We start from the raw sequence: 20345 nt of genomic DNA on the forward strand, positions 1-20345 counted from the left end.
GCTAATGAGATAACGCGCATTGAGTGAGCTTCAACGCGCGTTAACTTTTGCTTTAATGCGCTAACGCAGGCGGTAAAAGCCTGCGAGCGCTACGTCTGTTGCGGCAAATTTATACCAGGCTCTCCGTCAGCACCCAAACGCTGACGCGCCCCCCTGAACAGAGAAATACCGCGTTACCTTCCTTATCGGCGCTAATCGTCTCTTCGCGATGCCCTAAATAGTCCCGCCACGACTTGCCTGCATAGCCTGCGCCCATTGCCACGGTTTTCTCACCGTCATCACCATTCGACATAATCACTACGCAACCGGGATGATCCTCGGTGCCGCTGCGGCTGAACGCCACGCAGTTTGGATGATCAAAATAGTCCGTCTGGACGCCCCAACCATAAAGCTGGCGCGCGCGGATCAGGCCTTCCAGTTCCGGGATAATCGGCATATCGATGTGATGCAGTTCACCGTCGCTGCCTTCATCTTCGTAGCTGGCACCAAACAGGTCGGGATAAAACACGGTCGGTACGCCTTGCTCACGCAGCAGAATCAGCGCGTAGGCCAGCGGTTTAAACCATGGCTCAACTGGTGCTTCCAGCGATTGCAGCGGCTGGGTATCGTGATTCGCGACGATGGTCACGGCATGCCATGGATCGACAGCCACCAGCGAATCAGCAAAGATCTGGCTGAGATCGTATTCACTGCCTTGCTGTGAGGCTTGATGAAAATTCATGTGCAAAGGCGCATCAAACAGCATGGTTTTGCCTTCAACCTGCTGCACGTATTGCTGCAATTTATCGGCTTCATGCGCCCAGTATTCGGCGACGATAAACATCGGCTGTTTAGCGACTTCCTGAATATGCTCAATCCACGCCTTATAAAACCACGCCGGAATATGCTTCACTGCATCAAGACGGAAACCGGTGCACGGTAGCTGTTCCATCATCCAGCGCGCCCAATACTTTAACTCTTCGCTGACCGCCTTGTTGCGAAAGTCGATATTGGCGCCCATCAGATAATCGAAATTGCCCAGCTCATCATCAACCTGATCGTTCCAGCCTTCGGCGGTGTAATCGTTGATGATTTTGAACACGCCGTTTTCGTCCGGGTTCTCAATGTGATCGACGCCGCTAAAACATTTGTAAACCCAGACGAAGGTCGAATACTTGCCAGCGCGTAGCGGAAAACTGAAGCGCGTCCAGGCTTCACACGCTATCGCTTCATTATCAATTTCGTCACGGTTATTGGGATTAACGCGATTGACTCGGATTTTTTCTTTTTCATCAGCGCCCATTTTGTGATTGAGCACTACGTCCATTAACACCCCGATGTTATGGTTGCGCAGCGTATCAACCGCGGCCAACAATTGCTGCTTATCACCGTATTTGGTGGCTACACTGCCCTTTTGATCAAACTCACCCAGATCGAACAGGTCATAACTGTCGTAACCTGCCGAATAACCGCCGGATTCGCCTTTATAGCTGGGTGGCAACCACACCATCGTAATGCCGATTTCATTCAGCCAGGCCGCTTTTTCGGCGACTTCCGGCCACAGTTTTCCGCCATCCGGATAATACCAATGGAAAAATTGCAACAACGTCGGGTTTTGCATCTGCTGCACTCCAGGAGGGATGATAAAAACCAAGTATGGAGTAAGCGGGAGAAAAGGCGTGTCGCGCAGAAAAATATATCTGTGCGACACGATTACGGCAGGTTACGGTTGGATCTCGTGTGGCACCATGACAATGCCTCCTTGCTTGCCATAGGCGGAAAGCACCGATTTCTGGCGTGATGACTGGCCAACCAGTGAAGCCAGCTCTTCCATGCGCATCTGCAACAGACGTTTCACCTCACTTTCGTTATCCAGAATATGACGTAGCACCGGACGCAACTGCTCCTGTGCCTGGGCAGAAGGCGCGGCTTCTTCTGTCGATTGCACTAGCTTTTGCACCGCGCTGACGTAATCCATTTCTGTGGCAATCAAGGCTTCCCATTCGCCATTGGTAGCGAGACGCAACATCCCCTGGCTCAGGCTGAGTAACTGTTGATAAGTGGTAATCAGATGCGGTGCATTAGTCATTAAACGGCGTCCTGAATCAGAGTTTGAGGTTGTGCAACTTCTTTCCAGGCATCCGCAATGTTGCGCAGCAGGCCTTCGACTTCTTCAATCGCGGCAACATCGTTGTGCAGGGTGGCTTTCAACAGGCGACGAGTCATATAGCTATACAGGCCGACAAGGTTATCGGCCAGTTCATAACCGCTATTCTCATCAAGGCCCTGTTTCAATCCCCCTTCAATGATGTTAATCGCTTTGGAAATCGCATTGCCTTTGCCTTCGGTATTGCCGTCCTGCATAAACAGACGCGCGCGAATCAGTGCGCTGATTGCGCCGTCGAACAGCATGGTCACCAGCTGCTTTTGACTGGCACTCAATACGGCGCTTTCGACGCCAATTTTTGCATAGGCTTGTGTGCCTGTTGCACTGTACATGGTCACTCCTTAATTACGAGCTGCTTGACGTTTCGAACTGCTGCGTCAGGTAACTACTGGTGCTGTTGAGCGAGCTCATTAATACGTCGAGCTGGGTGAATTGTGCTTTATAACGCGCCACCAGGTTATCGATGCGCGTACTTGTAGCGTTGTACTGATCGGTCAGGTTGTTCAGCGTTTTACTCACGCCGTCCGTTGCAGCCTGGATAATACCGGTCGATGACAGCCAGCCGGTCAGGTTGGTCGCGATAGTGGTGGTGATTCCCGTCGTTTTGCCGTCGCCGACGATCATCTCTTTCACGCCATCAGCATCAGCGCTGAGCGTGGTATCCAGCTTGTCGGAATCGACTTCCAGCGAGCCCGTAGAGGGGTCGGTGGTGATACCAATTTGCGCCAGGGTTTTATAAGTCGATGAGCTTTGTGCGTTGGTCAGCATGCTCTTCAACTGGGTCTGAATGGTGCGCAGGGTACTGTCGCCAAGCAGTGCGCCGTTGCTGGTATCCTGAGCGTCGGCGCCCACATCAACGGCAGTGTATTTAGTCAGGGTATTGAACTGATCCAGCAGGGTGTTATAGGCGTCTACCCATGTAGTAATGGCGTTTTTCGCTTTTGACGTATCGCTGGCGATGGTCAGCGTCTGGTTGCCGCTGGTGACGTCTTTCAGATTTAAGGTAATGCCTTCCAGCGCATCGCTAATGGTATTGCTGCTGCTGGTTATCTCAACGTTGTTTACGGTCAGTTTTGCATCCTGGGCCTCAACGCTGATCTCCATCGGATTTTTACTGTCAGCATCCGTAGCCGTGTTGCTTTTATCGAAGCCAACGATGTCCTGCAGCGCGCTGTCGCCGGTTACGGTAATGGAGGAAACCGCATTTTCCGTACCAGTTTGGCTGGCGGTGAGCGACAGACGATATTGACCATCGGCTACCTTGATAATACTGGCGCTGACGCCTGCGCCGGCGCTGTTAATTGCGTCGCGCATGCCGGTCAGCGAGGTTTGATCGCTGGTCAGGCTGATGTCTTTACTGGTGCCATCTTCCAGCTTAATGGTTAGGGTGCGGCTGGTATCCGAGCTGCCCAACGCGGTGTCTTTGCTGGTCTGAACCGCAGAGGTCAGCGTTTGTGCCTGTGCCAGTTTTTCAATGCTGACGGTGTATTTTCCCGCCACGGTGCTGCCTGACGTGGTTGCACTAAAGGCTGTCGAACTGCTGGTTGCCGTGGTTGCGGTAAACAGGTCAGCATTATTCAGCGCGGTGTTTGCCGTCTGAAAAGTGGTTAACGCGCTTTTCAGCGTACCGTAAGCACTTAATTTAGCCGTATAGGCCGACTGTTGAGTAGAGATAGGCGTTAGGGACGCCTTCTCAGCAGTGGTCAGACTATCCAAAATGGTGCTTAAGTCGAGGCCTGAACCGATACCCAGAGTAGAGATACTTGCCATGTTATTTCCTTTTATATGGTCGACACGGAGTTTGAACACCAGAGTTATCGGCCTTTATTGGATAAAGTTTAAATTTATTTGCTCACCGGTAATAACGCGAATAGGACCCAGAGAGAAGGGTATTTCAGACGCTAGAAAAAGCATTAACCTTCTCTGAAGAAGTTGAGGAGCGGGCGGTAAACACCGTCGCGTGACGGGCAGAAGCAAAAAATTTTGCCGGGAGCTGAAAAATCCCGAAAATTATTTACGGGCAGACACTAACAAACCTGACGGCGCTAAAGCCGGTAAATTAAGGCATGTGTTTTTCGTATCATCTACAGCATATCCGTGAACGGCCTGTTCAGTCTCAGAAGGGGGGCAATTCTGTTTCTGACCTGGCTTCAATCCAGGACAACATTCAATCCCGCCGGGATGAGACTAACCGTGCATCAGGCAGACCCGCCTAAAACGTAACCTCTCTGTTACAGATCCCGCCCCCTCTGCCGATAACTTGCTTCAGAACGAGACCAGTTTGATTCTTTTTGCCGACTTCTGGAGTGTCTATGCGCTTCAATTATGACTTGTTACCGGGTGAGCTGCTGTCCTTTGAGGAGATCGCCCTGCGTTATGCCCAGCAATACCCTGAAGAGAAAGAGTTAACGGCACGCGGCTTGCTCAGCCCAAGCACCAGCTATCGCACGCTGAAAATCCGTGCTGTATTTGCCCATGAGGAAAGCAACAGCCCGCTGGAAGATCTGCTGTTTATCTCTAACGATAACGATCGTAAAAACTACCTGCGTCGTTTTGAGCATTATCTCAGGCAGCAATTGTCTTTCCTCTATTTCCGCCGGGGCGAAAAAGAGAAAAAAGAGAATCTGTGGCGGGTGATGGGGGAAAGCCGGGTTTACGCGATGATCGATCCACACTCGGGCGTTGCACAAAATCTGTTAACCAGCCGCGGCTATAAGCTGGTTTTAATGCGACAGGATGAAGAGGAAACCTACTGGCAGCTATTCGATGCGCACTCTAACCCGTGTTTTCCACAGTCGCGTCGCATTCAGTTTATCGTGGTGCTCAGCACGCCGCAGGATAAAGTCCCCGCCGCAGTCATACCTGGAACCGAAGTGGGACGGCGCGTCAAAGCGAAAGTGCTGCAACGCGCCAGCCAGGCAGACTTCACCGCAGCGGTAAAAGCCCGTTATGGCGCTTGTGTAATAACGGGTACGCGCCTCACCGATCGTTATAACTGGCCGTGGGTGGAAGCCTGCTATATCGATACCCGTGAAAATGAAGAAGGTTTTTTGGCCGATAACAGCGTTGATAACGGGCTTTTTTTACGTAGCGATCTACAACGTTTGTTTATCAATCGATTGATTAATATTGATGGTGAATCAGGGCGAATTTATTTCCATCCCGGCGTAGAGGCTCAGGAAAGTCTTATCCCGTTTTATCAGGCGCTGGCAGGGCAAGTTTGTGCGCTGTGGGACGCGGTGCCGCCCGGTACGCGGCAGAGGCTGCTAGCGCTGCGCTAATCAACCCATCCAGGAGCGGCCGCCGCTCCTGGAAATAACAAAATTGAAATAACCTCGATTTACCCCGCCTATTCCCCCAATCGAAAGTCCTACAGAATTGGATAATCATGCCGATAACTTCATTAACGCAGGGTAGTCAACGTGAACGATTTCTATACCGCTGATGGCGTGATGGATAAGCATTCGCTCTGGCAGCGCTACGTTCCTCTGGTGCGACACGAAGCGCTGCGTTTGCAGGTGCGTCTGCCCGCCAGCGTTGAACTTGACGATCTGCTGCAGGCAGGTGGTATTGGGCTGTTAAATGCTGTGGAACGCTACGATGCGCTTCAGGGCACAGCCTTTACGACTTATGCCGTGCAGCGTATTCGTGGCGCAATGCTGGATGAGCTTCGCAGCCGGGACTGGGCGCCACGTAGCGTTCGCCGTCATGCACGCGAGGTAGCCGGGGCCATGCATCAGGTAGAACAGACGTTGGGGCGTGCTGCTACAGAGCAGGAAGTGGCTCAACAGTTGAACGTTTCGCTGGAGGAGTACCGGCAGATCCTGCTGGATACTAACAACAGCCAGCTCTTCTCCTACGACGAGTATCGGGAAGAACACGGCGACAGTGCGGAGCTGGTGACGGAAGGCCATGAAGAGGCTAATCCGCTTCATCAGTTGCTGGAAGGGAGTCTACGTGAGCGCGTCATTGAAGCGATCGAAGCGTTACCCGATCGTGAAAAGATGGTGCTGACACTGTACTACCAGGAAGAACTGAACCTGAAAGAGATTGGTGCGGTGCTTGAAGTGGGGGAATCCCGCGTCAGTCAACTGCATAGTCAGGCGATCAAACGCCTGCGTGCCCGGCTTACGGGAGCGCACTAGCAGTCTCAGTTCCTGGCGATCCAAAAATATAAGATACCGGGGACTCAGCAATGGGAGCCAAATCCAAAGCCAGACCGTTAAGTCGCTATCTTAAAGACTATAAACACAGCCAGAGTAATTGTTCACATTGTGGCAAGGTGTTAGATCGTATGGCGCTTGTTTTTCGCGGCCAGATCATCAATAAAGAGGCCATCGCTCGCATGGACCAAATGATTGATGAACAATTGTGGCTGAAGCTTCAGTCCGAACTGACCGCGCTATGTCGTTTTTGCAGCGACATTTTTTGCAATACCCATCCTAATTATTTCGACATTATGGCGTTTAAGCAGTACCTGTTTGAGCAGACCGAAATGAGTCCCAGCACGATCCGTGAATACGTGGTGCGGCTGCGTCGACTGGACGATATGCTAAAGGCCAAAAATTTTCCTGCGGACCGATTGCAAGGCAATAGCTGGCATGAATGTCTGGAAAGTGATTTGCCCGATGCGGGTAATAATAATTACCGCATTGCATTGCGTAAGTACGATCAATTTTTGGGCTGGCAACAGAACTGAGGTGGAATCGCATAAAAACGGCTATCTCGTGGGCAACGTAAAACTGCCCACGAGCAGCGCTTCGCAGATTTACGGATGATCCTTTCTTCATCTTCTGCAACACTGTAAAGATATTTAGCACATGCCCTGGAGGCAGTTTTGTCTTTACATCTGATCAATCAATTTCCGCGTCTGGAGTTGCTGGGCGCGCCGACACCGCTTGAACATCTGCCGCGTCTTTCTGACTATCTTGGTCGCGATATATTCATAAAACGTGACGATGTCACGCCAGTTGCCATGGGCGGCAATAAGCTGCGTAAACTTGAGTTTCTTGCCGCCGACGCCTTGCGTGAAGGCGCAGACGTACTGCTTACCGCTGGCGCAATCCAGTCTAATCATGTTCGGCAGACCGCCGCCGTGGCAGCCAAACTGGGCCTGAAATGCGTTGCGCTGCTGGAAAATCCCATTGGCACGACTGCAGAGAATTACCTCAGTAACGGTAATCGCTTATTGCTCGATCTGATGGACGCTGAAATCATCATGGTGGATGCGCTGCATAATCCCAATGAACAACTCGCTGAACAGGCCACCCGGCTGGAACTGCAAGGCTTCCGTCCTTATGTAATCCCCGTGGGCGGCTCTAATGCACTCGGGGCGCTAGGCTATGTGGAGTGCGCGCAGGAAATTGTTCATCAAAGCGAAGGCGTAGTGGATTTCGCCGCAGTGGTCGTCGCTTCAGGCAGTGCTGGCACCCATGCCGGGCTGGCCCTGGGGCTGGAACATCTGCTGCCAGAAACCGAACTGGTCGGCGTCACGGTTTCCCGCAAAGTAGCAGCGCAGCTACCGCTGGTAGAACATATCCGTCAGTCGCTGGCGGCAAAGCTGGAAATAGCTGTCAACGCGCCGGTTACCCTTTGGGATGATTATTTCGCGCCGCGCTACGGTGAGCCGAATGAAGAAGGGATGGAAGCGGTGAAGCTGCTGGCACGTCTGGAAGGCATCCTGCTCGATCCGGTATATACCGGAAAAGCGATGGCGGGGTTACTGGATGGTGTCAGTCAAAACCGTTTCCGTCGTGAAGGTCCGCTGTTGTTTATACATACGGGTGGCGCCCCGGCGTTATTTGCTTATCACCCTTCATTCTGATGCGGTGCCAAAAATCAGTTTATAATCTATCAGTTATCACATTGGGGCTGACAGTCTGTTGCTGTCGCAAAACAGAGTAAAAATTGGGGTGAATATGACTTTCTCTCGTATAGGTCGCCAGCTGGCGATGGGCGTTATGGCAATGGCGTTGATCGCCGGTTTTAACGTCAAAACCTTTGCTGCAGAAAACTTGCTGAATAAAATAAAAGATCGCGGCACGCTGCTGGTCGGCCTGGAAGGGACTTATCCGCCGTTCAGTTTCCAGGACGAAAGGGGAAAACTGACAGGCTTTGAAGTGGAGTTCGCACAGCAGCTGGCGCAGCACCTTGGCGTAAAAGCCAGTCTGAAACCAACCAAATGGGACGGTATGCTGGCTTCTCTTGATTCCAGACGTATCGACGTCGTGATCAATCAGGTGACCATCTCTGATGAGCGGAAGAAGAAATACGATTTCTCCACGCCTTACACCATTTCCGGCGTTCAGGCGCTGACCATGAAAACTAAAGCGGGCACCATCACCCGGCCAGAAGATTTGGCCGGTAAGAAAGTGGGTGTCGGTTTGGGATCAAATTACGAGCAATGGCTGCGTAATAACGTAAAAGGCGTAGACATCCGCACTTATGATGATGATCCCACAAAATATCAGGATCTGCGTTCAGGGCGCCTGGATGCAATCTTAGTGGATCGCCTGGCCGCACTGGATCTGGTGAAAAAAACCGGGAATACCATGGCCGTAGCGGGGAACGCGTTTTCCCGTCTTGAAGCCGGCGTTGCCCTGCGTAAAGGCAATGAGGATTTGCTGAACGCGATTAATCAGGCGATTGCTGAAATGCAGAAAGACGGATCGCTGAGCAAGCTATCCGAAAAATGGTTCGGTGCGGATGTGACTAAATAATGCTGGAAAGCTTCCAACTGGTGCTGGATTCAGCACCATTTTTATTAAAGGGCGCGCTGTTCACGCTACAGCTCAGTATCGGCGGGATGTTCTTTGGTCTGGTGCTGGGTTTCATTTTAGCGTTGATGCGCCTGTCTCACTTCTGGCCGGTCAACTGGCTGGCGCGCTTCTATGTGTCGATTTTTCGGGGTACACCGCTGATCGCACAACTGTTTATGATTTACTACGGTCTGCCCCAGTTTGGCATTGAGCTGGATCCGATCCCGTCGGCAATGATTGGTTTATCGCTAAATACGGCAGCCTACGCTTCAGAATCGCTGCGTGGAGCGATTGCGGCTATCGAACGTGGTCAATGGGAAGCGGCAGCCAGTATTGGTATGACGCGCTGGCAAACGCTGCGTCGCGTTATTCTGCCGCAGGCCGCACGCACCGCATTGCCGCCATTAGGGAATAGTTTCATCAGTCTGGTGAAAGATACCTCGCTGGCAGCCACTATCCAGGTGCCGGAGCTGTTCCGTCAGGCGCAGTTAATTACCTCGCGTACCCTTGAAGTGTTCACCATGTATCTGGCGGCATCGTTGATATATTGGGTAATGGCGACGCTGTTATCAGCGCTGCAAAACCGTCTGGAAAATCACGTTAACCGTCAGGATCGGGAGTCGAAATGAGTGCCATTGAGGTCAGTAAACTGGTCAAAAGCTTCAACGGCCAAACGGTGTTACATGGCATCGATCTTGACGTTGCGCCGGGAGAAGTGGTCGCGATTATCGGACCAAGTGGTTCCGGCAAGACCACTCTGCTGCGCAGCATTAATTTGCTGGAAGTGCCGGATAGTGGGCGTATCACCGTCGGTGATATTACTATTGAAGCTACGCTGGCACAGACCAGGAAGAAAGAGGAGGTGCGGCGACTACGTCAGCAGGTTGGTTTTGTGTTCCAGAATTTCAATCTGTTTCCGCACCGTTCGGTGCTGGAAAACATCATTGAAGGGCCGGTGATCGTCAAAGGTGAACCGAAAGCCGAAGCGATAGCACGAGCACGTTCGTTGTTAGAGAAAGTCGGATTACAGGGCAGGGAAGAGAGTTTCCCACGCCGCCTTTCAGGGGGACAACAGCAGCGTGTCGCGATTGCGCGTGCCCTGGCGATGCGGCCGGAAGTTATTCTGTTTGATGAACCGACGTCGGCGCTCGATCCTGAGCTGGTCGGCGAAGTTTTGAATACTATTCGCGCCCTGGCAGAAGAGAAGCGAACCATGGTGATTGTCACACATGAGATGAGCTTTGCCCGTGATGTGGCCGATCGCGCTATCTTTATGGATCAAGGCCGGATTGTTGAACAGGGCGCAGCTAAAGAATTATTTAGCCAGCCACAGCAGGCACGTACCCAACAGTTTCTGTAAAAATTCCTCGCTCAATAAACGTTACGCCTTCCAGCAGGAAGGCGAATTAGCTTTGCCAAATCCCTTCATATTTACTGCCACCGTAAGCGCGTTACAGCTACATCAGACGCATAAAGCGCGTTATGTCGAACTGTAGCGTGACGTTTTATAGGCTGGTGCCGTTAGCGATGTAAACCATGCTTAATCGCGGTCCGGGGCCTAGGCTATTTATTTATTCCCGTTTGCCTCATAAGGCTATTAAACCAGAAAAATATCAACACAGCCTTAACGTTAATCAGGGCCAGCTATTCGTTTTTTTAAAATTAAAATAGCGGAAATTATTTTCCACTTAGCACATCATTTATATATGCGTTAAACCTTTTGACGCATCTGACAAAACTTTTCTCTTCATCAATATTATTCTGGTTTTTAAGTGGTTAGGTTTGTCTTATTTTAATACTTGCTGAATAAAGGGAGTGAAGATTTAATTGATCTGCTTAGTGTTTAAATTTAGGTGGAAAGGGTGGTGTGAGGCTTGTTCGTAAAGAAAAATATCATGATGTAAATAACTGTTTATTCCAGGTCCACCTAAATACTTTTAAGATTTTTGCTACATTCACGCCATTATCAATGGCGAATAATCGTTGAATAAACAGAAAAGCCAAAATCATTTTCTCCCGTCCCTCTTAATTCTGACCTACACAGCAGGAGTAAAAGAATGAACAACACCAAGTCAGATGAAATATTGTGGGTGAATACCCTTAAAGGCACCTGTATATTGCTGGTGGTCCTGTATCATACCGTCCTGCCGGGGTTTGAAGGGACGTTGAAATATCTCTCTGCTGGGTGGATCCCTGCCGAAATATGGGTGCAGTTTAATACCGTTCTTTCACCTTTAAGAATGCCAGCCTTTTTCTTTGTATCGGGACTATTAGCAACTAACGGCATTATAAACCGGCCATGGAAGCAAATCTTTACCAGCCGCATTACAAATCTGTTTTATCTCTATATTTTATGGGGGTTTATTCAGTGGTGGTCGATCGTGGGCATTTCCACCGAAATTACCGGGCAGCGTATTTCACAAAACTTAAATGCTGCTTATGCTGGATCTTTATTTGAATTTTTAAAATTAACTTTTATGGCGATGAGTACGTCCTGGTACTTGTACGGGCTGGCGATTTACTTCTTATGCGCGAAGATTTTTCGACAATATAAAATGGCTCTGATTATCGCAGCCGTAATACTTAATTACCTTGCTGTCGAGAAGATTATTCCGTATTGGGGGCCACAAAGCGTTGCACAATATTTCCTGTTCTTTCTGTTGGGCACGTTTTGCAGTACGGCGATGTTGCGACTCAGCGAATGGCGTCGTGAAAATATTATTCCCTGGGCAATACTGGCTGCACTGGCCGGTATTCATGTCATTTTTGGCCTCGATAAAAGCTTATTTATGTGCATTATTGCGGTGCTGTTTAGCGTTGCCGCCTGCCGCTGGCTTAATCAGCATTTCAACATGTCGTACATGAACTGGATTGGGCGCAACACATTACAAATTTATGTTATCCATCGAATTTTTATTGAGTTTTTCGGCATGTCTGCAATTCTGTTTGCACAACGACATCATCTGTTCGAACAGGCGTGGTTCTCGGTTATCTGGGCATGTTTCTATCCATTGTTCATCGTGGGTCTTTGTTCCCTGTGCTCAGTGGCTGTATGGTCGTTAACCAATCGCGGATTGGGGAAATCGCTGTTTGTGTTCCCAACGTTAATAGGGATAAAGCGGCGTCGTAGTCCGACGGTATAGCGGAGTCAGATGCCGGCTCAACGCTGGATTAGGAGAGTACTTTGTCGCTGGCAGGAAGATTCACCAGGTGATGACTGCTCATTTCGCGAAAGTTCTGTCCGTCACGCATGAAGGCGTTTTCGCCGACAGACAGATTAAGGGGGCCGTAGCCCCCTTAACTCACCTTCCTTGTGTTGCCTGCAAAACGTCCGACGGCTCGCAGCCTGTCCTCGCCTTTATCCAATGGTCATCAGACTCGCATTCCCTCCAGCCGCCGCAGTATTCACACTCAACGATCGCTCAATCAGTAAACGTTCCAGCAGCAGGTTGGTTTCGCCGCGGGTAAAGCCCTGCACTGAAACAATCGCGCCGTTACGTGCTGCGATCTGCTCGCATAGGGTGCGTAGCTGGTCGGCATCGCCGTGGTGAATCACCGCATCAAACTCTTCTGCCAGAGGATCTTTTGCCAGACTAACGCGTGCTTTCACTCTCGGCGGCAGGCTTGCCAGCAAGGCGCGGTGCAGCTCGTCATCCTGCCACAGCGCCTTACTACCCACACTGGTCACGCCAGCAAGCTGGATTAAGGCATCCTCAGCATTATCTGCCAGACACAGTACCTGCTCGCGTGGTAACAGCGAGAAAGTATTGCGCTCACCTGTTGGGCCAGGCAACAACCGCACGGTTCCGGCCTGTGCCTGATCGGCATACTGCGAACAAAGCGCCGCCAGGGCCGGTTTGTCTTTCGCCCAGTCGGTTAATGCCTGATGAGGAGCCAGCAGTGTCTGGCGCAGCGTATTGTCTGCCGGACGTTCAGCATCCTGACGATCAAAAGTCAGGCGCAGCGCGCCATCCGGGCGGTGAGACAGCAGGCGATAGAGATAAAGCGGGCCACCGGCTTTCGGACCGGTTCCTGACAAGCCTTCGCCACCAAACGGCTGCACACCCACTACAGCACCGACCATATTTCGGTTTACATACAAGTTACCGACTTTAGCATTGGCCGTAACCTGAGCGATGGTTTCATCAATGCGAGTATGAACACCCAGCGTCAAGCCATAACCGGAAGCGTTAATCTGTTCAATGAGCTGCGGCAGGGTGTTACGGGTGAAGCGCACCACGTGCAGAACCGGACCAAATACTTCCTGGTCCAGATCGCTCACCTGATCCAGCTCAATCAGCGCTGGCTTAATAAAGGTGCCGGTTGCCCACTCTTTGCTGTCCTGCGGATTGTCCTGCACCGCCTGGTAAACACTGAAGCCTTTATTGCGCATCTCCTGAATATGACGCTCAATATTGGCTTTGGCTTCGGCATCAATCACCGGACCAATATCGGTTGAGAAGCGTTCAGGATTACCCATACGACACTCAGCCATCGCGCCACGCAACATTTTGATGGTGTGATCGGCCACATCCGCCTGGATACACAGCAAACGCAGGGCAGAACAACGCTGACCGGCGCTGTCAAATGCCGAGGCCACGATGTCAATGACGACCTGCTCTGTCAGCGCAGAAGAATCAACAATCATGGCATTGATACCGCCGGTTTCTGCAATAAGCGGAGTCGGTCGGCCTTGCGGATCGAGGCGTCCCGAAAGATTACGCTGCAACAGCGTGGCGACAGCCGTTGACCCGGTAAACATCACACCGCGCACGCGCTCGTCGCCGGTCAGCTGTGCGCCAACGGTTTCACCCTGCCCAGGCAGCAGCTGCAATACGCCAGCAGGTACGCCTGCATCCAACAGGATTTGCACCGCCTGGGCGGCAATCAACGGAGTCTGCTCCGCTGGTTTTGCCAGTACGCTGTTGCCTGCTGCCAGAGCGGCGGCAATTTGACCGGTAAAAATCGCCAGCGGGAAGTTCCATGGGCTGATGCATACCACCGGGCCTAACGGGCGATGGCTTTCATTATCGAAATCATCCCGCACCATGCCGGCATAGTAGTAAAGGAAATCTATCGCTTCGCGCACTTCTGCGATGGCGTTGTTGTAAGTTTTGCCCGCTTCACGGACCAGAATGCCAATGAGCTGCTGCATCTGGCTTTCCATGATTTGTGCGGCGCGTTCCAGAATTGCGGCGCGCTCCCCGGGTGGAGTAGCAAACCAGATCGGGCCAGCGTTAACGGAAGCCGCCAGCGCCAGCGAAACTTCCTGCTCGCTGGCCTCACGTACCTGACCGACAATATCGCCTGGTACAGCGGGATTCACCACAGCGCGGCTGTCACCGGCCATCAGTTCGCCATCAATCATCGGTTGCGCCAGACAAGGATGCGCTGCGCTGCTCAGCAGGGCGCTGGATAAAGAAGCCAGACGATGTTCGTTGGCCATGTCCAGACCTGCGGAGTTCACACGCTTCGCCCCGTACAGATCGCGCGGTAACGGAATTTTCGGATGCGGCAGACCCATTGCGCCTTCACGCGCCCCCATTTTTTCGACAGCGCTTACCGGATCGGCAACCAGTTCATCAATCGGCAGCGATGTATCCGCAATGCGATTAACAAAAGAGGTATTCGCCCCGTTTTCCAGCAGACGACGCACCAGATACGCCAGTAACGTTTCATGGGTTCCCACCGGCGCATAAATGCGGCAGGGGCGGTTGAGTTTCCCCTCCGCCACTTTGCCTACGACCTGCTCGTACAGCGGTTCGCCCATGCCATGCAGGCACTGGAATTCATACTGGCCGGGGTAATAGTTATTCCCTGCCAGCTGATAAATGGCCGCCAGCGTATGCGCATTATGCGTCGCAAATTGTGGATAGAGCAGGTTCGGCACCGACAAAAGTTTGCGGGCGCACGCCAGGTACGAGATGTCGGTATAGACCTTACGCGTGTAAACCGGGTAGCCTTCCAGGCCTTCCATCTGGGCGCGCTTGATTTCGCTGTCCCAGTAAGCGCCTTTCACCAGGCGAATCATCAGACGACGGCGGCTGCGTTGCGCCAGATCGATCAGTTCGTCGATAACGAACGGGCAACGCTTCATATAAGCCTGAATGACAAAGCCGATACCGTTCCAGCCTTCCAGCTCCGGCTCGAAACACAGTTTTTCCAGCAGATCGAGGGAGATTTCCAGACGATCGGCTTCCTCTGCATCAATATTGATACCGATGTCATAAGAACGCGCCAGTAACGTCAGAGATTTAAGAATGGGGTACAGCTCTTCCATTACGCGTTCATATTGCGCACGGCTGTAGCGAGGATGCAGTGCAGAAAGCTTGATTGAGATACCCGGTCCTTCATAAATGCCGCGACCGTTCGACGCTTTACCAATGGCATGAATCGCCTGCTGATAGGAAACCAGATAAGCTTTAGCATCACTGGCCGTTAGCGCAGCTTCACCCAGCATATCGTAGGAGTAGCGGAACCCTTTCTCTTCCATTTTGCGTGCATTAGCCAGGGCTTCGGCGATAGTTTCGCCGGTAACAAACTGTTCGCCCATTAAGCGCATGGCCATATCGACACCTTTACGGATCAGCGGTTCGCCGCTCTTACCGATGATGCGGTTGAGTGAACGCGACAGATTGGCTTCGTTATGGGTAGACACCAGACGGCCGGTAAACAGTAAACCCCAGGTGGCTGCGTTGACGAAAAGGGAAGGGCTGCGACCCAGATGCGACTGCCAGTTGCCATTGCTGATTTTGTCGCGAATTAACGCATCGCGGGTTGGCTTGTCAGGAATACGCAGTAACGCTTCTGCCAGGCACATTAATGCGACACCTTCCTGCGACGATAAGGAGAACTCCTGCAACAGACTCTGCACCATTCCGGCACGTCCGGTTGCACCTTTTTGGTGCCGAAGCTTTTCTGCAAGCTGACTGGCCAGCTGGTACGTTTTTTCAGCCAGCGCGGCAGGAAGACGGGCTTGTTCTAATAGCATCGGCACCGCGTCAGTCTCTGGACGTCGCCAGGCAGCGGTCACGCTGGAACGCGTCACCGACTGCGGCAAAATCTGCTCTGCAAAGTCAAGGAATGGCTGATGCGCCTCGTCTGGCGCAGCGTCTTCACTTTCTGGGGCTGACAGAGTCGACAGCGGAATTTCTGTCGGCGAATTGCCCGCTTCAAGCTGGCCGAGATAATTAAAAATGGCCTGCTTGATTAGCCAGTGTGGCGTGCGATCAATACGTTGTGCCGCCAGCTTAATGCGCTCGCGAGTGGCATCATCCAGTTTTACACCCATGGTGGTTGTACCCATGACTTCAGCGCTCCTTAAAAGTGGTCTGGTATAGCATCGCCTGCACTATCACTTATGTTGCAACTTTGTGCAACCGTGTTATCTGTGAGGCAGTTAACAGGATTCTGATGTGCCCGAACGTTAAATTTTGCGTTACGGTATGCATTTTGCTGCAAAGATCTCGCCAATGTTACAGGCCCGCTACTGCCCAGGGCGCAGAGAATAATGTTGGGTGCAACTCAAAATATGTGAGCGGGTGCAACCTCTGAGGTCTTTCTCGCAAACGGTTAGTGAAATCATAGTAACGGCTGTGTTAAATCCATTGTGCGCGCTACACCTTTCCGGCAGGATACCGCGCTTCGGGGAAATGGCTATCCCCCTGACGAGAAGACGCTGCTTTGCTGCCCCGTTCCGGCAACAACAGTTAAAACGGCTTCTCTGGGGAAATTAAAATAACTGGAGAGACAGATGAGTCTAAGTACACCCCTGTTGGTGACCTTTGTAATTTATATTCTTGGCATGGTGCTGATAGGCTTTATTGCTTACCGTTCAACCAAAAATTTTGATGATTATATCCTTGGTGGTCGTAGCCTTGGCAGCGTAGTCACGGCGTTGTCAGCCGGTGCCTCGGACATGAGCGGCTGGCTGTTAATGGGCTTACCGGGCGCTATTTTCATTTCGGGTATCTCTGAAAGCTGGATCGCTATTGGCCTGACCATTGGGGCGTGGCTAAACTGGAAGATTGTTGCAGGTCGCCTGCGCGTGCAAACGGAACACCACAACAATGCGCTGACCCTACCGGACTTTTTCTCCAGTCGTTTTGAAGATCACAGCAAAATTCTGCGCGTCATCTCTGCGATTGTTATCCTGGTGTTCTTCACGATTTATTGCGCATCGGGCATTGTTGCCGGCGCGCGACTGTTTGAAAGTACCTTTGGTATGAATTATGAAACCGCACTGTGGGCCGGTGCGGCCGCGACGATCCTCTATACGCTGGTGGGCGGTTTCCTTGCGGTGAGCTGGACCGACACCGTGCAGGCCAGCCTGATGTTCTTTGCTCTGATTCTGACGCCGTTAATCGTGATTATCTCTGTTGGTGGCTTCTCTGACTCACTGGCGGTGATTCAGGCCAGAAGCACAGAGAATCTCGATATGCTGAAAGGGCTGAATTTTGTTGCCGTTATTTCACTGCTGGGTTGGGGTTTAGGCTATTTTGGGCAGCCACATATTCTGGCGCGCTTCATGGCAGCAGATTCACATCGCTCAATCCGTACCGCGCGTCGCATCGGTATGGCATGGATGATCCTGTGCCTGGGGGGCGCGGTTGCGGTTGGTTTCTTCGGCATCGCTTATTTCCAGAACAATCCTGCGCAAGCGGGAGGTGTAAGAGAGAATGGCGAACGTATTTTCATTGAACTGGCGCGTATTCTGTTTAACCCCTGGATTGCCGGTATTTTGCTGTCAGCGATTTTAGCGGCGGTGATGTCAACACTGAGCTGCCAGCTGTTGGTATGCTCCAGCGCCCTGACCGAAGATCTTTATAAAGGTTTCCTACGCAAAAATGCCAGTCAGAAAGAGTTGGTATGGGTGGGACGCTTGATGGTGCTGCTGATTGCATTGATCGCTATCGCACTGGCGGCGAACCCGGACAACCGCGTGCTTGGCCTGGTAAGCTACGCCTGGGCAGGGTTCGGGGCGGCCTTTGGTCCGGTCGTGCTGTTTGGTGTGTGCTGGAAACGGATGAACCGCAATGGTGCGCTGGCGGGTATGGTCACTGGCGCTGTCACCGTGCTGGTATGGAAACAGTATGGTTGGCTGGATCTGTATGAAATCATCCCTGGCTTCCTGTTTGCCAGCATCGCAATCGTGGTATTCAGCCTGATGGGCCGTGCGCCTTCAGGCGAAGCCATCCAGCGCTTTGAGGCTGCTGAAGCGGAATTTCTGACGAAATAAGCCTGAACAGAATTTATTCAGCCCGCCTTATCGCAAGGCGGGCTTTTTTGTGCCCTGTTACCAGGCCTCTCACCACAAAGATGAAATAATCTCTTCCGGCAACTTGTTTTTTGTTCGGCGATAATGATAATCGGTATCGTTTAGATTTACGAAAATTTACCTGTTATTGAGGCTGGTTAACATTCAAGAGGTTGCTGATGTTTGTTCCTTTTCTCATCATGCTGCGCGAATGTTTAGAAGCGGCTTTGATTGTTAGCCTGATCGCCAGCTACCTGAAACGCACGCAGCGTACGCAATGGTTTCCGGCCATGTGGGCAGGCGTGGTGATTGCCGGCGCGCTGTGTCTGGCGCTGGGTATTTTCATTAATGAAACCACCGGTGAATTCCCGCAGAAGCAGCAAGAGCTATTTGAAGGCATCGTCGCGCTGGTTGCCGTTGTGATCCTGACGACCATGGTTTTTTGGATGCGCAAAGTGGCGCGCAATATCAAAGGCGAGCTGGAGCAGGCGGTCGATCAGGCGCTGACAAAATCTGGCGGAGGCGGCTTTGCGCTGGTCATGATGGTGTTTCTTGCCGTGGCACGCGAAGGTCTTGAATCGGTGTTCTTTCTGCTGGCCGCTTTTACGCAGGACGTCGGTTACGCACCCCCGGCTGGCGCGGTTCCTGGTCTCGTAACCGCGGTGGTGTCTGGCATGTTGTTGTACTGGAGCGGCATTCGCCTCAACCTGGCGTATTTCTTTCGCTGGACCAGCGTGTTTATTTTGTTTGTCGCTGCTGGCCTGGCGGCGGGTGCCATTCGTGCTTTCCATGAGGCCGGCATATGGAATTACTTTCAGAACGTGGCCTTTGATTTGAGCAATGTCTTATCGACGCACTCCCTGTTCGGCACCCTACTGGAAGGCATGTTGGGTTATCAGGAAGCGCCAGGCGTAAGCGAAGTCGCGGTCTATTTCCTTTATCTGATACCGTTTTTATTGCTGTTTTTCACGCCCACGCGTCCGACATCTTCAGCCGCCGTGCGCTAAGCCATTTACAGGGCGCGCACGTCGCGCTCACCATGACCATTAAAGGGACAGAATCATGATAATGCGTTTTCGCCGTAAGGCGCTGCTGGCATCGCTGCTGGCCATCTCCGGTTCCGCTGCGGCGGCTGCGATACCCCAGGTCACCGTGAGCGTGAATGACAAACAGTGTGAGCCCATGTCGCTGACGGTAAAAACCGGTAAAACTCAGTTCCTGATTAAGAACAACAGTCAGAAAGCGCTGGAGTGGGAAATCCTTAAAGGCGTGATGGTAGTAGAAGAACGCGAGAATATTGCGCCGGGCTTCAGCCAGAAACTCACCGCTAACCTGGAAGCGGGTGAATATGATATGACCTGCGGCCTGTTGAGCAATCCTAAAGGCAAGTTAATTGTTGAAGCGAGCGGAGCGGCGGACGCGAAGAACGGTAAGGGTGAGCTGATGCAGTTAGTCGGCCCCATTGGCGAATACAAAGCGTACGTCACTCATGAAGTCGCACAACTGGTCAGTGGTACGCAGGCCTTTACCGCTGCGGTGAAAGCAGGCGACATCGACAAAGCCAGAGCGCTGTTTGCGCCGACGCGTCAACATTATGAACGCATCGAACCGATTGCAGAGTTGTTCTCTGACCTTGATGGTAGTATTGATGCCCGTGAAGATGACTATGAAAAGAAAGCGGACGATCCTAAATTCACTGGCTTCCACCGCCTCGAAAAAGCGCTGTTTGCTGACAACAGCACCAAAGGTATGGAAGGCTATGCAGATCAACTTAATAAAGACGTTCTGGAGTTGCAAACCCGCATCAGCGAACTGGCTTTCCCACCGGCAAAAGTGGTTGGCGGTGCGGCAGGGCTGATTGAAGAAGTGGCTTCAGGTAAAATTTCTGGTGAAGAAGATCGTTACAGCCGTACCGATTTGTGGGATTTCCAGGCCAATGTTGATGGTGCGCAGAAAATTGTTGAGCTACTGCGCCCCAGGGTGCAACAAGCCAATCCACAGCTACTGACCAAAGTGGAGGCTAACTTCAAAAAAGTTGATACGATTCTTAGCAAATACCGCACCAAAGACGGTTTTGAATCCTATGAAAAATTAACCACAGCTGACCGTAATGCGCTGAAAGGTCCTGTTACCGCGTTGGCAGAAGATCTCTCTTTATTACGCGGAACGTTAGGTCTTAATTAAA

At 51.8% G+C, this 20345-nt stretch carries 16 protein-coding genes; 11 read left to right on the forward strand and 5 right to left on the reverse strand.

What is annotated here, in order from left to right; translation table 11 throughout:
• Positions 1-109 precede the first annotated feature (109 nt).
• The 4 genes from amyA to fliD form a co-directional block, all read right to left on the reverse strand.
• Positions 110-1600, reverse strand: coding sequence for an alpha-amylase (gene amyA / locus QRY16_RS00005; RefSeq protein WP_289775196.1), 1491 nt, complete (start codon positions 1598-1600; stop codon positions 110-112).
• A gap of 102 nt (positions 1601-1702) precedes the next feature.
• The gene (gene fliT, locus QRY16_RS00010; RefSeq protein ID WP_289775197.1) at positions 1703-2068 is read right to left on the reverse strand and encodes a flagella biosynthesis regulatory protein FliT; all 366 of its coding nucleotides are present in this window, start codon (positions 2066-2068) and stop codon (positions 1703-1705) included.
• Positions 2068-2478, reverse strand: a complete 411-nt coding sequence (gene fliS, locus QRY16_RS00015; RefSeq protein WP_289775198.1) for a flagellar export chaperone FliS — start codon at positions 2476-2478, stop codon at positions 2068-2070. The genes fliT and fliS overlap by 1 nt, the downstream gene beginning before the upstream one ends.
• A 13-nt stretch (positions 2479-2491) precedes the next feature.
• Positions 2492-3916, reverse strand: coding sequence for a flagellar filament capping protein FliD (gene fliD, locus QRY16_RS00020; protein WP_289775199.1), 1425 nt, complete (start codon positions 3914-3916; stop codon positions 2492-2494).
• Positions 3917-4458: 542 nt separating this feature from the next.
• Between fliD and QRY16_RS00025 the strand changes: the two genes are divergently transcribed.
• The 8 genes from QRY16_RS00025 to QRY16_RS00060 all read left to right on the forward strand — a co-directional run bounded on the left by QRY16_RS00025 (position 4459) and on the right by QRY16_RS00060 (position 12047).
• Complete coding sequence (locus QRY16_RS00025; RefSeq protein ID WP_289775200.1) at positions 4459-5427, forward strand: HNH endonuclease signature motif containing protein; 969 nt, start codon at positions 4459-4461, stop codon at positions 5425-5427.
• A gap of 141 nt (positions 5428-5568) precedes the next feature.
• On the forward strand, positions 5569-6291 hold the full coding sequence (locus tag QRY16_RS00030) for an RNA polymerase sigma factor FliA (RefSeq protein WP_289775201.1): 723 nt from the start codon (positions 5569-5571) through the stop codon (positions 6289-6291).
• Positions 6292-6341: 50 nt separating this feature from the next.
• Positions 6342-6845, forward strand: coding sequence for a flagella biosynthesis regulatory protein FliZ (gene fliZ / locus QRY16_RS00035; protein ID WP_289775202.1), 504 nt, complete (start codon positions 6342-6344; stop codon positions 6843-6845).
• A gap of 138 nt (positions 6846-6983) precedes the next feature.
• The gene (locus tag QRY16_RS00040) at positions 6984-7970 is read left to right on the forward strand and encodes a D-cysteine desulfhydrase (RefSeq protein ID WP_289775203.1); all 987 of its coding nucleotides are present in this window, start codon (positions 6984-6986) and stop codon (positions 7968-7970) included.
• Positions 7971-8064: 94 nt separating this feature from the next.
• Positions 8065-8865 carry a cystine ABC transporter substrate-binding protein gene (gene tcyJ, locus QRY16_RS00045; protein WP_289775204.1) on the forward strand — a complete coding sequence of 267 codons (801 nt, stop codon included), beginning with the start codon at positions 8065-8067 and terminating at the stop codon, positions 8863-8865.
• Entirely contained in the window at positions 8865-9533 is a 669-nt protein-coding gene (gene tcyL, locus QRY16_RS00050) for a cystine ABC transporter permease (RefSeq protein WP_193405320.1), read from the forward strand. Before tcyJ ends, tcyL begins: the two co-directional genes overlap by 1 nt.
• Positions 9530-10264 carry an L-cystine ABC transporter ATP-binding protein TcyN gene (gene tcyN, locus QRY16_RS00055; protein WP_289775205.1) on the forward strand — a complete coding sequence of 245 codons (735 nt, stop codon included), beginning with the start codon at positions 9530-9532 and terminating at the stop codon, positions 10262-10264. The genes tcyL and tcyN overlap by 4 nt, the downstream gene beginning before the upstream one ends.
• Positions 10265-10961: 697 nt before the next feature.
• Positions 10962-12047 carry an acyltransferase family protein gene (locus QRY16_RS00060; RefSeq protein WP_289775206.1) on the forward strand — a complete coding sequence of 362 codons (1086 nt, stop codon included), beginning with the start codon at positions 10962-10964 and terminating at the stop codon, positions 12045-12047.
• 215 nt (positions 12048-12262) lie between these two features.
• Here QRY16_RS00060 and putA read toward each other — a convergent pair whose 3' ends face one another.
• Complete coding sequence (gene putA, locus QRY16_RS00065; protein WP_289775207.1) at positions 12263-16210, reverse strand: trifunctional transcriptional regulator/proline dehydrogenase/L-glutamate gamma-semialdehyde dehydrogenase; 3948 nt, start codon at positions 16208-16210, stop codon at positions 12263-12265.
• Positions 16211-16657: 447 nt separating this feature from the next.
• On the opposite strand from putA, the gene putP reads away from it, so the two are divergent.
• From putP to efeO, 3 genes are all read left to right on the forward strand, one after another.
• On the forward strand, positions 16658-18142 hold the full coding sequence (gene putP, locus QRY16_RS00070; protein WP_289775208.1) for a sodium/proline symporter PutP: 1485 nt from the start codon (positions 16658-16660) through the stop codon (positions 18140-18142).
• Between the two features lie 197 nt (positions 18143-18339).
• Positions 18340-19167, forward strand: coding sequence for an iron uptake transporter permease EfeU (gene efeU / locus QRY16_RS00075; protein WP_289775209.1), 828 nt, complete (start codon positions 18340-18342; stop codon positions 19165-19167).
• Between the two features lie 55 nt (positions 19168-19222).
• Complete coding sequence (efeO, locus tag QRY16_RS00080; RefSeq protein WP_289775210.1) at positions 19223-20344, forward strand: iron uptake system protein EfeO; 1122 nt, start codon at positions 19223-19225, stop codon at positions 20342-20344.
• Position 20345 lies beyond the last annotated feature (1 nt).

Source organism: Mixta mediterraneensis (assembly GCF_030283135.1).
Taxonomy (GTDB): domain Bacteria; phylum Pseudomonadota; class Gammaproteobacteria; order Enterobacterales; family Enterobacteriaceae; genus Pantoea; species Pantoea mediterraneensis.